Here is an 18246-nt window from a genome sequence, read left to right on the forward strand (position 1 = left end):
GAATATTTACCGGATCTTTACAGGTCTTTGACAGGGCCTAGGACTAACTATCGAACAGTTTATTGCGGTCGATGTGGTAAGGTCGTGCCAGAACACTTCAGAAGCCCGACCTTGCCTTGAGGAGAACCCGAGATGGTATTGGGTTTGCTTTGAGTGAGAGGATGTTAAAGCCCCGTCGATTTCAGAGCGATCAACGATTTTTCCATCTAAATTCCGGACTGAGCCCCCGGACATGGCGGACAACAAAGCCCCACGAGCGCTGGAAAATCTTCTGCCAAGCTCTGAACAACATCCAATTCCGCAGCGACCTCGCCGCCCACGCCTTCGTGCTAATGGACACGCACTTTCATATTTTATTCTCCACCCGTTCGATGAAGGAGCGCGCACTAGCAGAGGAATTCCACCAGCATCTGAGTGCGCTCTGCAATTGCACATGGGACGCACTGGAAGTGCCGCTATACTGCGAGTCCATCCTGAGCGCCGAGTACTACAAGCGAGCCTACAAGTACATCTACCGAAACCCCGTCGAAGCGGGAATGTGTTCGCGCGCGGAAGACTACGAATTCAGCAGCCTACGCGGCCTCCTAGGCCGGGTGAATCTGCAAGTGCCAGTGATCGATAATATGGGTTTGATCTTTGGCCCGAAGAAAATACTGACGTGGTTGAATGAGAAAGAAGAGGAGCCTCAGCTCCCCTTCATTGATACTAGTACTTAATGATAAAGTTGACGTAGGCGTTTCTAGGGCGAGTTTCACTGCCACCATCAGCCGCGGTGTAAACTGAGCCACCAACACCACCATTACCAGGCTTATTCAAAAATTGTGCAACATTGTTAAATCCGCCAGTTCCTGTATAACCATTTGAACCCTCTGTAATATAGTGAGAGTGCGACTTGTATGCCTCTGCCTGAATAGATCCAACGGAAGCGCCAATGTTTCCACCACTATTCATTGCCGAACGAGAACTATAGTTTGGATCTTTTGTTGCGTCTGACGTTGCACCTCGCAAGAACTGCCCTCTTAAATCTGGAACGTTGAATGTGCCGGTTGGGTAAGTCCCTGAACCCCCATATGCATACTTTAACGTTGATGGATCCCAGAGAGCTTGAGCCAACTCAGGATAATCAACAGCATTGTAGGAAGCGCCATTGCACAGCAAATATCCTGCTGGTGCCGTCGTACCGCCAAACGCAGAAATCACACCCGCAGGAGTTGAAGCTTCACTGCTCAGTAACTCAATCCAAGCACCATTAATTCTTGCCCACAAGCCCGGTGTTTTTGGACCACTATCTGGCTTTTGATAGACGATATCGCCATCGTGAGCATCAGCTACCTGATCCACATCTTTCACAGTTGGCGCACCAAAGTTTAAGCTCTTAACGCCATACTGATTTGCCAGCACGATTCCACTACAAATCAAAAGACCTGCAGACATCATTATAATTTTCTTCATAAATCCTCCTTGAAATAGATTTGTCAGGAGAACATATAAACGTGTTTATAAACTAACAATGTTTATTTTAGAGCGTTCGAAAAACTAGACGTTTTTTCGCAAACGCAGCATGCCCATATTTTCAACAACATAGGCATACTGAAATTTATAAAAGTATTTAGAAAGTTAAGAGCTTAAAGACTTTTTTCCCACTCGAAGGTGGTTTTACAGATGAGATCGATGTTGTCGCACTTAGGTTTCCAAGCAAACGCTTTTTGCGCCTTGGTAGAATCAGCAACAAAGCCGACAGGATCCCCTTCGCGACGAGCGCCCTCTTTAACGGCAAACTGCTTTCCAGAAACTTTTTGCATCGCTCTGATTACATCACGAACAGAAAAGCCGTGGCCGTAACCGACGTTATAAATATGAGAAGCACTTTCTTGATTCAAAGATTCCAACGCTAGCACATGTACATCTGCTAAATCATCGACATGAATATAGTCACGAATGCCTGTGCCGTCTGGGGTTGGATAATCAGTACCAAAAATTTCAACATGATCTTTTTTGCCAGCGGCGACTTCGCCCGCAACTTTAATCAGGCTTGTGGCCCCCGCAGTTCGCTGTCCGTTATTTCCTTTCAACGAAGCCCCTGCCACATTGAAGTAACGAAGAATCACATAGCGAAGATCGTGAGCATTCGCTCCGTCTTGAATCACTCGTTCTGACATCAACTTGCTGGCGCCATACGGGTTCAGCGGTGCCGTCGGCACATCCTCAGTTACAAGAAACTCTTTGGGATTTCCATAAACTGCTGCTGTTGAAGAGAAAATAAACTTATTAACACCGGCAGCCTTACAAGCCTCAAGCACACGAATCGTTCCGAGCACATTGTTCTCATAGTACTCTAGAGGCTTTTCCACAGACTCCGGTGCTACCAACTTTGCAGCGAAATGAATAACGCCTTCAATTTGGTGATCACGCAAAGCTTTAGCGACGAGTGCCATATCTCTGACATCGCCAACAACGAGAGGAACACTCTCAGGTACTGCAACTCGAAACCCTGTCGACAAGTTATCAAAGACAACCGGATAATGTCCTGCTTCGATCAGTTTTTGAACTGTATGGGAGCCAATGTAACCAGCTCCACCAGTGACAAGCACTTTCATACTATCTTCCCCGTCCTAAAACCACGACGCTGATGGTTTTTAAAACAATGATGAAATCCAAAAAGAGAGAATAATTTTTAATATAGAAAAGATCGTACTGAAGTTTTTCTTTCGAGTCTTCAACGCTGGCCCCATAAGGATAGAGCACTTGAGCCCATCCTGTGATTCCAGGGCGAACAAGATGGCGAAGATTGTAGAATGGAATTTGTTTCTCGAGCTCTTTATTAAATTCAGGTCGCTCCGGACGAGGACCGATGAAGCTCATATCACCGCGGAAAACATTCCAAAGCTGAGGGAGTTCATCCAAACGTGTCAGGCGGATAAACTTACCGACGCGAGTAATGCGAGAGTCATTTGTGCTGGCCCATTTCGCGCCATCCTTCTCAGCATCAGTGCGCATTGAGCGGAATTTATAAATCACGAAATCTTCGCCATCAACACCCGTACGAACCTGGCTATAGACTGCAGGACCTTTGGATTCGAGCTTCACCGCAATGGCGGTTAGAAGCATGAATGGCCAAGTTACTAATAACAAAAGCGAGGACAGGAAAACATCAGCCAGACGCTTAATACGAAGCCCTACGGGGTTGTGAACAAGGCCGAAGCCCTCAGAAAGTACAAACCAATCATGCTCAAGATAGTAGATCGGAACTTTTCTCCAAGTGTTCTCATAAAAGAGCGAAAGATCTTGCACAAACTGTCCTGAGAAGCGTGCTTGCATTAAAGTCGGTCCAAGCTCCTGATTTAACTCCTGAGAAGTCGTTGCAATCACAAGGGAGTGCCAAACTTTTTCGAGTTGTATCTGCAACTCCTTCCACTGAGATTGGGCAAGAATAGTAATTTTGCCTGCAAAAGAGTTCTTTTTCAGATCCTGCAGAAGCTGTTGGTGAATTTTATCATTCACAACGAAAAGCCAATCCGCATTTGCCCGAATCTGTTGGTAAGACTTCATCAGAGCCAAACGGTAAACGGCCGAAACTATATAGAAACCTGAAAGACTACCTAATAGGACACCACGCCCAAAGAGGCCCGTACGATCTTTACTCAGCAAATAGTTGATCAAGATAACTGATATAAAACTGATGACTACTGCGATCGCTTGGCGAAATAAAATGGTCCAGGGCTTGAGATCACGGTCCAAATCATAGCAGCCAAAGATATAAAGACCCGAAAGCGTCAGAAAAGTAACAAACCAAAGCCCACGCGTTTCGAGAACGGCAGAGTCGATGGCTCCAATACGCAAATAATAAACCAATGCACTGATAGCCAAAAAGACAAAGGCATCCCAAAGCATGATGAGGGATTTAGATTTTGGAGTCAGCGAGGGCCTAATCTTTAGCATAGACCGAATTTAATGGGATGCGGCGAACAATGCAAGCTCTGTTAGCCCAAATACTTCTTACGGATCTTCAAAATATCACGGAAAACACGCAGAATTTCTTTATAAACCTTCACCTTAGAGCCTGGTACGTCTTCCCATTTACGGAGAGGGTATTCCACCAGAAGTTTGCCTTTAAGACGCAGCATAATCTCGACGTCAAAAATCCAGTTACTGAGGAAGCTTTCACCGAATGCAGTTTCAACATGCTCCATACGGAAGAGCTTTGCCCCACATTGGGAGTCATAAGACTCCACCTTAAGGAGAATCCCTATAACCGTCGCAAACCCACGCCCCAGATAGTGACGTTTTGTTGAACGTATAATTTTACTACCAAGGCGATACACGCGGCTTCCCCAGATAGAATCGACTTTTTCTGAGTACATTTTCGAATAGAGCACCATATTAGGAACTTCCCAAAGAGGCGTCGCCAAGTCAGCGTCCCAGAACCCTACCCAATCGGCTTTTGACAAAGTCGGATGTTTTGCAACATGCAGCATGCCTTCACGAACTGCGGCCGCTTTACCACCGTTCTTAGGACAACGGTGGACGTGAAGGTTTGACTTCCCCTGGATGAATTTTTGAATCATCTGAACGGTATTGTCTTTAGACCCGTCGTCGACAAAAACAATCTGCATTTCCCCCTGAGCACCTTCTTCAAAGGCTTCAAGATCCAAGCGTTTCTCTTCGTTATAACATGGCACAACAAGAACAATCATAAGGCTCTCTATCGATGTTATTAAGGCGATGACTTGTTGATCTTAGCAGTTGAACTTCGCAATTGCCTAGACCAAAATCAGCTTCACAAGACTTCACGGCTTAGGATTTAAAAATGTCTACGAATTCAGCAAAAATATCTCACGTCACCGGCATTCTTTTGCTTCTGTTTGCGATTTCAACCCTGGTTTCCCAAAGCTTGATGGATTTGTTTTCCACGCTTTTATGCCTTTATCTAGCTTTTCAGTGGCTTATGGCTAAAAAGCAAAACCGTGACTTTCAGGCTGTTCAAAAAATGGGTTTCGATTGGCTCTGGCTTGCGTGGTTTGTGGTATGTGCAATTGGCTTTGCGCTCAATCGACCTCCTCCTCCTGAAACTCCTGAAAATTTTTGGATGGCTCGGCTTGTTGAGTTTAAGTGGATCTTCATCTTGTACTTTATGGTGGGCGGACTTCATCTCGCGAAATTTAAAGAAGATTCTATGAAGTGGTTCAATGGGGCCGTTCTCCTCTGCTCTGCCTACGCGATTGTAGATTATTTTCTTCAGGTACAAAATGCGACGCCGACGGATGATGTTCGTTTAGGAGGGCTATTTCAGTTCTCGATGACATATGCCCACTCTTACGGAATTTTCTTTTGTGCTCTTTTGGGACTATTCTTTGAAATTAGCAAAACTTTGCCACCCAAAAAGAGATTGTTTTATCTATGCACACTCATCGTGCTTGGCTTATCGGTACTCCTGACTTACACGCGTGGAGTTTGGATTGCTGCTTTTGTGTCCGTGATTGCAATTAGCTTTTTATGGCGTGTTAGAAACGGGTTCATCGCTATCATCGCTTGCAGCCTAGGCGCTGCGGTTTTGTATTTTGCGGTTCCTTCAGTCAAAAACCGCGTGGACTTTACAGCAAAAATTGCCGATGCCAGCACGGCAAAGCAAACTTATGACTCTGAACGCGTGGTTCTTTGGAAAACCAATCTGATGATTTTCAAAGATCACCCTTGGTTTGGTACCGGCTATGGTCAAAATAAATTTCATCTTCACGAGTACTATGAAAAGCAAGGGCTTCCAAAAGATCAATTCATCGGGCATGCCCACAATCAATATCTACACTTGCTAGCGGGAACTGGGGTTCTCGGACTGCTATGCTACTTAGGACTCTTAGGAACTATGGCAGTGATGACCCTAGTCGCTTTTTTAAAAATCCCAAAAGAGAATTTATTTTATAAAGGTTTAGCTCTTGGCGCTCTCGGCGGGCAGATCTGTTTTGCAGTTGGGAGCCTGACTGAATCAAACTTTGAACACTCCAAAGTTCGCTTCGCGATTATGTTCATGTGGGCGATCGGCCTTTGGCTCTGGCAAGAAACCAAACAGAAAAAAGCACTTCCCTAAATTTGCACAAAACCTCAGCATGATGCCCCTCCGCCAAAAGGTCCGGACACATCGCGCGCGCCTTTAAAATAATTGTTAGTTTATAAATAAATTAATATTTTACCAATTCAACAAAACATCTAAGGAAGGATGACTGTATGAAAAATGTTTTTGGTAAAACGACTCTTATGATTGCTATGGGTCTAATAGCACTCTCTGCGAACGCAGGCCCTTATCGACCGATGATTGGTTCGGGCTTTTCTGCTCCGAATATTAATGGCGAGGGTAATGTTTCAAATGCTCAGCCCGGAGACATTATCTATGATACAGGCGATGGGGCATTCAAAGGCTATGATGGATCTGCTTGGCAACCTTTTAGTGCAAGTACTGCGACATTTACTCCGCCTAAAGTTACGGTCCTCACCTCAACCTCAAGCTCTACCTTCAATACAACAGGACAACCGCTCTATCTAAAAATTCGCATGGTAGGTGGAGGCGGCGGAGGCGCTGGCGTTGGCACAGGAACAACCGGTGGAGACGGTGGAAATGGGCAAGCAACTTCGTTCGGCCCAATAGCAACACCATCTTTGTTCACAGCTAACGGCGGACATGGAGGCACTCATAATGGCGGCCCAGGAGGCTCTGGTGGCAGCGTCTCTGTCCCTGGAGGGATCAATGGATTCGGCAGAATTGGCGGCTATGGAAGTGCTGCGATTCAATCAAATATTTCTAATGTGTCAGCTGCTGGTGGCGGCGGAGCAGCCTCTCCACTCGGAGGCGCCGGAGGTGGTGCTGCAGCCTCTAGCCAAGGCGTCAGCGCTCAGGCCAACACAGGATCAGGAGGCGGAGGTGCTGGAGCTCTGAATGCGACAAATGGAGCTGCCGGAGGTGGAGCAGGTGGATACATTGAAGCCACTATTTCTACCCCAGCTTCATCTTATACTTATGCTGTAGGTGCCGGCGGCTCTGTTGGTAGCTCCGGCACAAGTGGATTCACAGGAGGAGCCGGAGCAGACGGCGTCATCATTGTTGAGGAATACTATCAGTAGTAGATAGGTTTTAAATATAAAGACGCCTTACAGGCGTCTTTATATTTTTCATCTAATTCTTACCCAACGCACTCTGTAAAAACCTGCTACCGATTGGTTAATCCAATCGGTAGGATCTTTCTCAAGCTCTGAAAAAAACAAAGTCTCCGGTCTTTGCCGAAGTGGCTCAAATACTATCTCAGAATTAGGATTCGCACTCTCTAGAACATCGATTCTCTCTTGTTGTTGCAAAGCATAGTCCCTAGCTCTAAATAAAAGATCTGCCCAAGCAACCCCATGATTGCTGACCACAAAAAAGCTTAATAACAAAAGCACTACTTGAGTATTTCTTCCTAACCAATTTGGCAAACGTTGATAAAAAGATAAGAACTGACCGTTCTTTGCCCAAATCCACTGGCAATACATGCAAAGAGTGAACAGAACGTATATAAAGCAAAGAATATTCATCGCCCTTCTTGGCGGCGCCCCTCCAATAGCCCAATGAGCAGGGGCCAAAAATAAAAAAACCAAACTTAAGAAGAAAAATAAAGTCAGCCAACGAGTTTGCTTAGTGTAAAAACCTGTAGGCACTTTCCCCTTCACCTTTTCGATCTCCGGAATCAGCAACCAAAGGAAAAGTAACAACGGTATTTTCAGATACCTGATGAAAATCTCAAAAAAAAGCCCCAACGGTCTAAAAAGAGTAAAGAGAACGTCATGATTTCCTTGAAATTGAGACGAACGAACAGCATTCCCTGGAGCTTTATAGACAAAATAAAAACTGAGAAGACCCACAAAAAAAGGAAACAACAAAGCGGCATCAATACGTTTCATTTTTTTTGCAAAAAATATTTCGATAGCAAAAATAAAATAAAGCCAAACCAACACCAGAGTTTCGTTAAATCCCGCCAATAAGAAGGAAATAACTGAAAGCATAAACGCAAGAATCCATTTTTTTTCTTCTAAGTGAACTTGAGCGAGGCCATTAACAATCGAAATTTTTCTCACTCTCAGATAAAGACCTATTCCCAGAAGGAATACAATAAATGCATAAGTGTAGTTCACAACTCCGGCATACCAATGAAATGCTTCAGAAATACTCGGCATCTCCGACAAAAAAACTGTCGTAACTAAAATCGAAAATCCCAAACTTGTTTTTCTATCTAAAAGATTTATCGTCAAAGAGTTTAAAAACCATATGCAGACACCGAACAAAAAAGAAAATGTGGTTATGCCAATGAGCTTGTAGCCTACATAGGACTTAAAAGTTATCGGGCTTACGCTTAGGACCGCTGTTGAAACAAACCTGCCAGACCATTGGGTGTACCAATCAACTTGCGCTTGCCAAAAGCCTTTTTGGAGCATTGGGACCGCATAAGTAAAATCATCTGCACTAGGAAAGTTAAAAAATCCCAGAAATAGATAAGGAGTGAGGACACACAAACATAAGGTAACAACTTTTTTCCAATACATACTCGTGCCTGTTAGATTAGACATTTCAGGACTTAAATATTTCTAGCGCCTGGGCATTGAACTTTTCAATAGTAAACTGCCGAGCAAATTCATATCCCTGAATTCCTAGATCTCTATTTCCATACAGCAAATCAACAGTTTTCTTAAGATCCGCAGGATTTGAACAAATTCCCTGCCCTCCTCCGGCAAGGAGTTCCCCCATGCCGCCGGATCCAGAACCAATGACTGGAGTTTTTAACAGCATCGCTTCATGTGCCACGCGGTTCCAGCCTTCCTTAAATTGCGAGTATGTAACAACAAGACCCGCAGCCTTCATCAGGCACAAATAATCACGATGTTTCAGTTTTAAATTCAGAACTGGAAGGTCGATGTCACTATTTCCTGAGGTGATTAAGAAATAGTCTGTATCTTTAAGCGCTTCGTAAACCAAGTCAGCACCTTTTTTCTTCTGTGCATTTCCAATATAGACCACTTTTTTACCATGCAGCTGATAGCGCTCTTTAAAGGCATCAACTTCATTGTCAGAAATTTCAAACTGTGACAGATCAAAACTACAATAAAGCAGCTCAATATTTTTAAAACCGAGTCCGGAATAAAATTCCTGCCAATATTTAGCAATTACAATTATCTTGTGAATATTATTTCGGCTCGAGATCATCGATTGAAGGCCCCAAGAATGATGCAACTTCACCAACGGATGCGAATAAGCTGTATCAAAATGGTAGGCTATAACAACTTGCTTCGGTTCTGGTCCAATAAAGAATGTATGATTCATTGGCCGCAAAACATAATCAAATTCCATCCCTAGACGTTGGATTTTCTTAAGATTATAGATATATTTTGGCAGGCCTGCGATTTTTCCTAAACTAGGGTCTACGGGATTAAAAGTAGATACCGTATGCTGTTGCTGCAGAGCTGCCTCAAGCTCATCCTCATAAAGGTCCCCGCCGTATTTTTTTGTTGTTCCGATAACTCTTAAAATTGAGGACATTTTATACCCGCGCTTAGTAAATTAAAAAACTAAATGTATGCATAGAGTTGCGCTGGCGCAACATTCTTTCTTGATTGACGACACCAGCTTAAGCTCCCATCATAAAACTACTTTTTGCTTACAAGAGGATTTATGGTTAACTCTGAAATCGATCATCAAATTAAGTATCTATCTCAGCGATTTAGTGCCGGCGTCGCGAGAGAAAATGAAGCAAACGCCTCATTTGCAAAAGACCATTCTTTCTTTGTAGAAAACTGCAAGTCACCGATGGAATATTATGAAGATGGGGTCTCCAACGCATATATTGAATACCCTGAGTTCTTAAAACAATATCCAGGTAAAAAACTTAAAATATTAGATATTGGAGTTGGACGCGGCGAGTCTTCGGTGTATCTAGCATCGCTTGGACATCAAGTTTTCTCGATTGAACCAAGTAAAGACTTTTGCAGGCTCATAGCTCAAATAAAAAATAAATTCTCACTCAATATCACCCCAGTCTGCAGTGTTGCTGAAGAAATGGGTCAGCTCAATGAATCCAATTTTGACTTAGTGATTTTCAACTCTAGCCTCCATCATTGCGACAATCCTGACATTGCTTTGCATCAAGCATATTTGATGCTTAAACCAAATGGAAAAGTCTTCTTAAGCTCAGAAATTCAGCTAAAGCCTTGGGTCAATAAAAGCGCGTGGTATCGACGCCTGGAAACTCATCCCGAGGAAATGGGACACTACGGCGGAAATGAGCACGCCTATTTCAATTGGGAGTATTCTCGAATGCTCAAAGGAGCAGGTTTTCAAAAGGTGGACACATTTCCATCTGTTCAGTTTTTAAGGCCACTTGTGAGAATTGCACTCGAGCTTAAATCAGACCGCTATAATCCTTTAAAGGGAACCGCTGGTTTTAAGTATTTTCTTAGGATCATGTATTATTTTGCAGCAAGTGTCGTTGCAAACAACCATTGGCTTTTTCAACCACTCGCAAAATTGTCTCTTCTGCCCGGCCAGTATGTGGGAGAAAAGCTTTAATTTGTTAAAAATGCGGCAGCCCTTATTATTTTATTGATACTCCGTACCAGGTAACACTATTATCAGCTCGAAGTTGCCTCCGAGAAAAATCAAACTGAGAGTTCCAACCCAATGGTCAAATCGGGTTTAAATACATCAATATATAATCAAATTAAGACTGAGATTAGTGAAGCCTACCGTTTCCGTTACGTTACATTAGCTTTTGTATCAACCAATTTGAAGCTGCGCTATCGCAGGTCCTCTCTTGGATTCATTTGGACCGTCTTAGCACCTATGCTCCACTACATTCTTATTGGGTGTGTTTTTACGTTGTTAATGTCTCAAAGAAGACCCGACTATTTCGTATATTATTTTTCAGGGGCACTTTTTTTTGCGATTATTGCCGGAGTTTTGAACAAAGCACCAACGATCTTTATTGCCAATGAACACTTCATTAAAAAGATCTATGTTCCTAAGTTAACATTTGTAATGAATGTCGTGAGTATAGAAGTCGTTAACTTCTTCCTGTCGGGCACGTCACTTATTGTTCTTGGTCTTATAATTGGTAAGTTTACTCCATCTTTTTATGTTTTTCTCTCTTTCGTACCGGTGATCCTTGCAGCTATGGCGCTTTTGGGACTTACGTGCATTATTAGTGTCGCAAGCGTATATTTCCGTGATTTCATTCATATCATCCCTGTTGTTGTGCAGGCCGCTTTCTTTGCAACACCTATTGTTTATGACGAAACAATGATTCCTCAGTCTTACCATTGGCTCATCTACTACAACCCAGTCTATTACTTCTTAAAAATGTTTCGAATGCCTCTTTTAGAACAGGCGGCGGCACCAATAAATTACTATATTTTCGGCTTCAGCTTTTCAGCTGTGTGTCTTATCGTTGGCCTTTTAACCGTTAAAAAATTCGATAATCGAATCGTATTTAAGCTCTAGATTATGCAAAATCACACTCCGGTTTCCATAAAACTAAATGATGTTTCTCTCGTATATGATCTTCATCACGATCGAACTAACAATCTCAAAGAATACATAGTCAATTTGCTTTCTCGACGCTCTTACGTCGATAAGCGCAAAGATGTATTGCATGCCTTAAATCATATCAATTTGGAGATTAATGAGGGCGACAGACTCGGAATTATTGGACTTAACGGAGCTGGGAAAAGCACTCTTCTTAAAGTCATTTCTGGAATTTTAAAGCCAACCTCAGGTGAGATCATTGTTCATGGCCATGTTCAGCCACTGATTGAGATAGGTGCCGGATTCGACCCAGAATTCACAGGACGAGAGAATATCTATTTAAACGGCTATATGCTCGGATTTACAAAGAAGCAAATCCAAGCAAAAGAACAAGAAATTATTGATTTTACTGAGCTGGGCCACTTTATTGACACCCCCATAAAATACTATTCCTCCGGAATGTCGGTACGTCTTGCCTTTACAATCGCAACAATGATCGAGCCGGAAGTTCTTGTTTTCGACGAAATGCTCAGTGCTGGAGATGCCGTATTTATTCAAAAGGCACAAAAAAGGCTGAACGCAATCTTAGATAAAGCCAAAATTATTGTCTTAGTTTCTCATGATTTAAACATGATCAAAAATCTCTGCAATAAAGCCATTGTCGTGAATAAAGGCGAAATACAGTTTTTAGGCCCTACTCAAGAAGCTATTGATCTATACTTAAAAAATACGATCCAATAATCATCACGCGAGATATTTAATAGGCATTGCGTTCAGCAAATTCTTTGACTAGATTTGTTGAATTCCTATGAGTTTTCAAAAAATTACGAATTTTTGCATTAGAAATTCGACCTCTCTTCTATACGCTTTATTCATAGTCTTCATCATTTTTAATGAAGTAAATTTATATAAATTTTTGCTCCAGCTGCCGAGGCCTCAGATCTCAGTCCTCAGCTTTGCACAACGATGTGTATGCTATGGCTCCTTTGCTTTGTTTTTATATTTAAGTCGTCGCAATAAGGGCCCACTCCTCAGAGTTTTTAGCCTAGCACTGGGCCTAACTAGTCTTTTTTATGCCGAACGGCTCATTCAGCCTTACCTATTCCAAGACGATTATTATCATTACTTAGCAATTATCCGAGGTCATTTTTTCGATGGTCTTTTCATTCCATTTGTTGACCACGTTTCTCCCATTTGGCGTTTAGTTCAGTTTCTGAACCTCAAGGCTTTTGGCACTTATTTTGGTATAGCCACTTTACCATTTATCGGTGCCACTATTATGGCACTTTCTGCGACGGCTCTTTACTTTTCGCTTTCAAAATTAAAAACAGGTTATGCATTGCTCTTCACTCTGTTGCTGATCTCATATCCTGGCTATCGCAGTATTCTATTTTGGATCAGTACAAATGCCATCGCTCTTAGTTCTATTTTTGGCATTTTCACGCTTTATTTCAGTCAAAGATTTTTAGAAGACAAAGAACCTCAACGGAAACACCTAGCATACATATTCTTCCTCTCGTGCCTGAGTTTTTTCTCTTGGACCACTGGCCTCGTCTACCCCATATTTGTAGCCTCAATCGCAGTATTTAATTTTATTTTTAAGACATTTTTCGACAAAGATTTTAATTTTAAAAGAAATTTAAATGTTTTCGTCGCGTCGACCGCAAGCCTGGGTATTTTCACCATCACTCGCATTATCTCATATAAGGTATATACGCCAAAATTCACTACGAATTTGCTCTGGATTAAAAACGGACTTGAACACGGCTATGAGCAAAACTTTTTCCGCCCATTCGTTTGGCCTTTCCTTTCTGTTATCGACAGTCTTCTGCTTAGAGGAGGCTTTAACATCGAGCAAGATTTCAACCGTTTTTGGTTTCTTCTTGGATCGGGAGTCGCTCTTTGTGCTCTCGTTTACCTTGTAGGTTTTGCCTTCAAGAACAAGTATCTCATTTATGCATACAATTTTGCCTTTTTGAGCTTCGCCGTCGTTTTTGTAAAAAGAGGAATGGGTTCCATCTCTCATACGGGAATGCATGGATATACATCGTATGCGATTCAAAACGACTGGTACCGAATTTCGGCTTGGGCCGGAGTGTTGTTTTTTTTAGCTCTGGCACTATCAAGAGTCACGAGTGAAAAACTCAAAAAAACCTTTAAAAAAACCCTTGTTGGTATATTGGTCGTCTTTATGTACTATTCACTCCATTTCTCAACGCGTGTGAATCATCTCGCCGACATTAATCTGGCAAACTCCTCTCAATGGGCCGCTGCAAAATGCGTTAGCGAGCTCCCCTGGCCACCTGCCTATTTTTATTACGCATCTGCTAATATTTTTGCCCCTATGAGAGGGGCAAACCCAGGTAATTATTGGTTAGGATACGAGCCTTCTTGGTTTGATATTGCAGCAGCTGGAAACAATGCAGACATTAAATTTGATATCAACAAGAGCAAACAGCTCATAAATGACATCAATCACAACTGTTCTGAAGATTATTTAAATGATTTATCTAAAAAATATGCATTTTCGACCAGCAAATATAGCTCAGAAATGGCTGATGAAGCGGTACAACTCCAAATAGAAAAACAGCAGAATCTAGTAAACGCACAGCTTCCAAATTCACCTAACTCCTGCCCTTGGAGCCGCTATCAATTATTGGAGATTAAACTATCCCCTATTAGACATAATACAAATTCTCAGATATCAATATCGCTTGAGAAAGAGATTAATTTTAGCTTTGAGCTAGCTGCTGAAGAGAAGCTCCTTACATTGGATTTAAGGGTGCTACCGCCCGACAACCAGTGTAATAAAAACTTAGCTTTAAAAGTCCAGCCCGATGACTATGAAATATTGAGTATAAAAGCTATCAGGTATTTAGATAAGGATTAAAATGAATACATACGATATCAGTAAGATGACAAAAGGATGGTTCATTGGCGATTTCCAGCCCAATGTTTTTCACTCTAAAGATTTTGAAGTCGCAGTAAAATACTACAAAGCTGGCGATAAAGAAGGAAAGCATCTTCATAAAATTTCGACAGAATATACGATGATAGCAAGCGGTAGAGTGAAAATGAATAGTATCACTTACGCGGCCGGCGCCATTATCGAAATTCAACCAAATGAAGCAACTGACTTTGAGGCTCTAGAAGACACTATTACTGTTGTTGTAAAAGTCCCAAGCTCTCAAAATGACAAATACCTGGTGGAGAACTAATCATGATCAATATCGTAATTCCAATGGCTGGCCGTGGTAGTCGTTTCGCACAAAAAGGCTATACTCTTCCAAAACCTCTTATCGGCGTTCACGACATCCCTATGATTCGCTTGGTAATTCAAAACCTGACCCCAAGCGAAGATCACAGATTTATCTTCCTAGCCCTTAAAGAGCACATTGATCAATATGGCCTGAATGAAAAACTCAAAGATTGGGCTGGAAAGCAATCTATTATTGTTCCAGTAACGGCAGTTACTGAAGGCGCCGCTTGCACCGTCCTCCTAGCAAAAGAATATATTAATAACCAAGACCAACTCATGATTGCTAATAGCGACCAATGGATCGATTTTGACATTAATGACTATTTGAAAAAAATGTCGAGCGAGAAACTCGATGGTTTGATCATGACTATGTTCGCGGATGACCCTAAATGGTCATTTGTAAAAATGAGTGGACCTCTTGTCACTGAAGTTGCAGAGAAAAAAGTAATTTCAAATGAAGCAACTGTTGGTATCTATAACTTTAAACATGGTTCAGATTTCGTACAGTATGCTGAGCAGATGATCGATAAAAACCTTCGCGTGAACAATGAATTCTATGTTGCCCCTGTCTACAACGAGCTCGTTGAAAAAGGCCAAAAAATCTCTATCTACAATATCGGGTCTGAGTTTGACGGTATGTACGGGCTTGGTATTCCAGACGATCTGAATAAATTCTTAGCTTCAAATATCTCTCAAAAGGCGATTGAAAGAATATCTCGATGACTGAATCCCTGAGTCTCGTTATTCCCCTTTGGAATGAAGAAAAAAACATTCCGTCTCTCATCGAGAGCATTCAAAACAGCGGGCTCTCACTCAGTGAGAACTTCGAGCTCATATTGGTGAATAATGGTTCTCAAGATCAAACTGGTTATCTAATAGATCAAGCTGCCAAAACAAGACCTTGGATTCATAACGTACATCTCGATAGAAATCTAAATTATGGTGGTGGCATCCAAGTCGGTATCGAAAAGAGTAAAAACAATTTTGTTGGTTTTATTCCTGGAGACTTACAAGTCGCACCTAGTGACGTTGTCGTTCTCTGGGAAACTTGCCTAAATATGATAAAAAATGGGCAAAAAGAATTTTTAGTAAAAGGCTTTCGAGCTAAACGCTATGATGGCATTAGTATTCAGTTTGTTAGCTTCGTCTACACTTTTCTAGCAAATCTCATTCTAAAAATTCACACTAAAGACTTGAATGCGCTTCCAAAAATTTTCAACAAAAGTCTTTACTTTAAAATCCATGGCACAAAGATCAATACTTTCGTTTTTGATGCCCAAATGATGTTAACTGCAAAACAGCAAAACACAGCTGTCTATGAACTTCCAGTAATGTTTCACGCTCGCCGAGAAGGTGTTTCAAGCTGGTCTGGGAAAAGAATGAAAGTTTATTTTCAATCATTTAGATTATTACTGAAACTTAGAAGAGAGAATTACTAAAATCACATGGTCGACATACTTGCTCACAGAGGCTACTGGATAGATCCTTCAGAAAAGAACACACTTGTCGCTTTTAAAAGAGCACTTGATAATGATTTTGGGATTGAAACGGACTTTAGAGATCGAGAAGGACGTTTATTTGTCGCCCATGATGTGAACGACAAAAACATCATGCTGGCGGAAGATTTTTTTTCTCTACCTAAAATATCTATGGTTCCACTGGCTTTAAACATCAAGGCCGACGGCCTGCAAACTTTACTTAAAGAATCCCTATCTCGTTATAATATTACCAACTACTTTCTTTTTGATGCCAGCATTCCTGACCTGCTTGTCGCCGTAGCAAAAGAATTAAATAGCTACTCTAGGCTAAGCGAATACGAAGGATTTTCCGCCGTAGATGAAAAAACTAGTGGCTTTTGGCTCGACCAATTCCATGGCCTTTGGTTTACCGAAGCGTATATACGCACTATTTTGAGCTCGAATAAGAAAATATGTATAGTGTCTTCAGAGCTTCATAAGCGAGACCACATACCTCTTTGGAACACACTAAAGAAAATATACAGAGACATTCCTAAAAATCTGGCTCAAAATATGCAAGTTTGCACAGACTACCCTTTGGAATTTAGAGGATTTTTAAATGAGTAAAGTTAAAGCGGTTCTTTTCGATATGGATGGTGTACTTATCGACGCTAAAGATTGGCACTATGAAGCCCTTAATCGCGCGCTAGCAATTTTTGGCATGGAAATCTCTCGATATGATCATTTGGTCACCTATGATGGTCTTCCTACAAAAAAGAAGTTAGAAATGCTCAGTAAAGAACGTGGTTTACCTAGAGATCTACATAGCTTCTTGAACGATCTTAAACAGCAATATACTTTTGAGCTTATTCATCAGAAGTGTAAACCAGTTTTCAAACATCAGTACGCGCTCTCTAAGCTAAAGCAGGAAGGCTATAAAATAGCAGTTTGTTCGAACTCCATTCGTAAAACTATTGAATTGATGATGGAGAAAGCAGACCTCACTCCATATCTTGATTTAATTGTTTCCAATCAGGATGTTAAAAATGGCAAACCAAACCCTGAAATCTATCTCAAGGCTATGACTCATTTCGACCTCAAGCCAGAACAGTGTTTAATTCTTGAGGATAACCAACATGGAATTGAAGCAGCGATCGCAAGCGGTGGTCATTTATTGAAAATTGAAACTGTAAACGACGTAAATATCGCCAATATCCACAACCGTCTCAAAAATCTCGCAGAGGGTAAGCAATGATTAGAATTTTAATTCCAATGGCTGGGAAATCTAAATTTTTTAGCGAAGAGGGTTCTCAATTCCCTAAACCGCTGATTGAGGTCAAAGGCCAGCCGATTATTCAACACACAGTTGAATGCCTTTCAAAGGTCAGAGAAGCGCACCAATTTATCTTTGTGGTTAATAAAGATGACGTCGAAAAATACCATATTCATAACACTTTAAAGCTGTTAACCAGCGAACAATCAGTAATTGTATCACAAAATGGCAATACAAAAGGCGCCGCATGTACTTGCCTTCTCGCTGTAGAGCATATCAACGGTGAAGAGGAACTTATCATCTCTAATTCAGATCAGAAAATAGATGCTGATTTGAATACTCTAATTTCTAATTTTAGAAAACTGAACGCTGATGCAGGCGTTGTTTATTTTGAGTCTGTACATCCACAATGGTCTTATGTAAAACTTGAAGGCGACCACGCAGTAACAGAGGCAGCTGAAAAAAATCCTATCTCTAAAAACGCCATTGCCGGATTCTACTACTTCAAAAAAGGTAAATATTTTGTAGACTCAGCTAAAGCTAGTATTTCAAAAGATGCGCAGGTCAATGGACTCTATTTTATCGCTCCAACTTTAAATGAGATGATTTTAAAGGCACAGAAGGTTGTAGCGCTAAAAATTCCAAATAGCGAATACCACTCTTTTTATTCTTGGGATAAAATTAAGGAATTTGAAAAAAAGTAGCTCATAATAACCCAAGCTAT

General features: G+C 41.6%; 19 protein-coding genes. 13 read left to right on the forward strand and 6 right to left on the reverse strand.

Annotation, left to right across the window (positions count from 1 at the left end; translation table 11 throughout):
* Positions 1 to 449: 449 nt before the first annotated feature.
* Complete coding sequence (locus JSU04_08735) at positions 450 to 716, forward strand: hypothetical protein (GenBank protein ID MBS1970381.1); 267 nt, start codon at positions 450 to 452, stop codon at positions 714 to 716.
* On the opposite strand, the gene JSU04_08740 is transcribed toward JSU04_08735, so the two are convergent.
* The 4 genes from JSU04_08740 to JSU04_08755 all read right to left on the reverse strand — a co-directional run bounded on the left by JSU04_08740 (position 706) and on the right by JSU04_08755 (position 4694).
* Positions 706 to 1452: a tail fiber protein gene (locus JSU04_08740; GenBank protein MBS1970382.1), complete on the reverse strand. Its 747-nt coding sequence runs from the start codon at positions 1450 to 1452 to the stop codon at positions 706 to 708. The two genes, JSU04_08735 and JSU04_08740, sit on opposite strands and share 11 nt — an antisense overlap.
* Positions 1453 to 1625: 173 nt before the next feature.
* Complete coding sequence (gene galE, locus JSU04_08745; protein ID MBS1970383.1) at positions 1626 to 2597, reverse strand: UDP-glucose 4-epimerase GalE; 972 nt, start codon at positions 2595 to 2597, stop codon at positions 1626 to 1628.
* Between the two features lies 1 nt (position 2598).
* Positions 2599 to 3939 carry an exopolysaccharide biosynthesis polyprenyl glycosylphosphotransferase gene (locus JSU04_08750; protein MBS1970384.1) on the reverse strand — a complete coding sequence of 447 codons (1341 nt, stop codon included), beginning with the start codon at positions 3937 to 3939 and terminating at the stop codon, positions 2599 to 2601.
* A 41-nt stretch (positions 3940 to 3980) separates the two neighbouring features.
* Positions 3981 to 4694 (reverse strand): glycosyltransferase, encoded by a 714-nt coding sequence (locus JSU04_08755; GenBank protein MBS1970385.1) that lies wholly within the window; start codon positions 4692 to 4694, stop codon positions 3981 to 3983.
* A gap of 113 nt (positions 4695 to 4807) precedes the next feature.
* Here JSU04_08755 and JSU04_08760 point away from each other — a divergent pair, with 113 nt between their 5' ends.
* Positions 4808 to 6082 (forward strand): O-antigen ligase family protein, encoded by a 1275-nt coding sequence (locus JSU04_08760; GenBank protein MBS1970386.1) that lies wholly within the window; start codon positions 4808 to 4810, stop codon positions 6080 to 6082.
* 137 nt (positions 6083 to 6219) lie between these two features.
* Entirely contained in the window at positions 6220 to 7110 is an 891-nt protein-coding gene (locus JSU04_08765) for a hypothetical protein (GenBank protein ID MBS1970387.1), read from the forward strand.
* Between the two features lie 48 nt (positions 7111 to 7158).
* On the opposite strand, the gene JSU04_08770 is transcribed toward JSU04_08765, so the two are convergent.
* Together JSU04_08770 and JSU04_08775 are read right to left on the reverse strand one after the other, a co-directional pair.
* Positions 7159 to 8586, reverse strand: a complete 1428-nt coding sequence (locus JSU04_08770; GenBank protein MBS1970388.1) for a hypothetical protein — start codon at positions 8584 to 8586, stop codon at positions 7159 to 7161.
* 1 nt (position 8587) lies between these two features.
* Positions 8588 to 9553, reverse strand: coding sequence for a glycosyltransferase family 4 protein (locus JSU04_08775; protein ID MBS1970389.1), 966 nt, complete (start codon positions 9551 to 9553; stop codon positions 8588 to 8590).
* A gap of 132 nt (positions 9554 to 9685) precedes the next feature.
* On the opposite strand from JSU04_08775, the gene JSU04_08780 reads away from it, so the two are divergent.
* From JSU04_08780 to JSU04_08825, 10 genes are all read left to right on the forward strand, one after another.
* Entirely contained in the window at positions 9686 to 10579 is an 894-nt protein-coding gene (locus JSU04_08780) for a class I SAM-dependent methyltransferase (protein MBS1970390.1), read from the forward strand.
* A gap of 111 nt (positions 10580 to 10690) precedes the next feature.
* Positions 10691 to 11509 carry an ABC transporter permease gene (locus JSU04_08785; GenBank protein ID MBS1970391.1) on the forward strand — a complete coding sequence of 273 codons (819 nt, stop codon included), beginning with the start codon at positions 10691 to 10693 and terminating at the stop codon, positions 11507 to 11509.
* A 3-nt stretch (positions 11510 to 11512) separates the two neighbouring features.
* Positions 11513 to 12274, forward strand: a complete 762-nt coding sequence (locus JSU04_08790) for an ABC transporter ATP-binding protein (GenBank protein ID MBS1970392.1) — start codon at positions 11513 to 11515, stop codon at positions 12272 to 12274.
* A gap of 67 nt (positions 12275 to 12341) precedes the next feature.
* A complete protein-coding gene (locus JSU04_08795) occupies positions 12342 to 14423 on the forward strand; it encodes a hypothetical protein (protein MBS1970393.1) in 2082 nt (693 codons plus the stop codon).
* A 1-nt stretch (position 14424) separates the two neighbouring features.
* Positions 14425 to 14751 (forward strand): hypothetical protein, encoded by a 327-nt coding sequence (locus tag JSU04_08800; protein ID MBS1970394.1) that lies wholly within the window; start codon positions 14425 to 14427, stop codon positions 14749 to 14751.
* Between the two features lie 2 nt (positions 14752 to 14753).
* Positions 14754 to 15515, forward strand: a complete 762-nt coding sequence (locus JSU04_08805) for a glycosyltransferase family 2 protein (protein ID MBS1970395.1) — start codon at positions 14754 to 14756, stop codon at positions 15513 to 15515.
* Positions 15512 to 16231, forward strand: a complete 720-nt coding sequence (locus JSU04_08810; protein ID MBS1970396.1) for a glycosyltransferase family 2 protein — start codon at positions 15512 to 15514, stop codon at positions 16229 to 16231. Before JSU04_08805 ends, JSU04_08810 begins: the two co-directional genes overlap by 4 nt.
* A gap of 6 nt (positions 16232 to 16237) precedes the next feature.
* Complete coding sequence (locus JSU04_08815) at positions 16238 to 16876, forward strand: hypothetical protein (protein MBS1970397.1); 639 nt, start codon at positions 16238 to 16240, stop codon at positions 16874 to 16876.
* Positions 16869 to 17504 carry an HAD family phosphatase gene (locus JSU04_08820; protein MBS1970398.1) on the forward strand — a complete coding sequence of 212 codons (636 nt, stop codon included), beginning with the start codon at positions 16869 to 16871 and terminating at the stop codon, positions 17502 to 17504. The genes JSU04_08815 and JSU04_08820 overlap by 8 nt, the downstream gene beginning before the upstream one ends.
* Positions 17501 to 18226 (forward strand): glycosyltransferase family 2 protein, encoded by a 726-nt coding sequence (locus JSU04_08825; GenBank protein ID MBS1970399.1) that lies wholly within the window; start codon positions 17501 to 17503, stop codon positions 18224 to 18226. The genes JSU04_08820 and JSU04_08825 overlap by 4 nt, the downstream gene beginning before the upstream one ends.
* Positions 18227 to 18246 lie beyond the last annotated feature (20 nt).

It is taken from the genome of Bdellovibrionales bacterium (assembly GCA_018266295.1).
Taxonomy (GTDB): domain Bacteria; phylum Bdellovibrionota; class Bdellovibrionia; order Bdellovibrionales; family Bdellovibrionaceae; genus JACMRP01.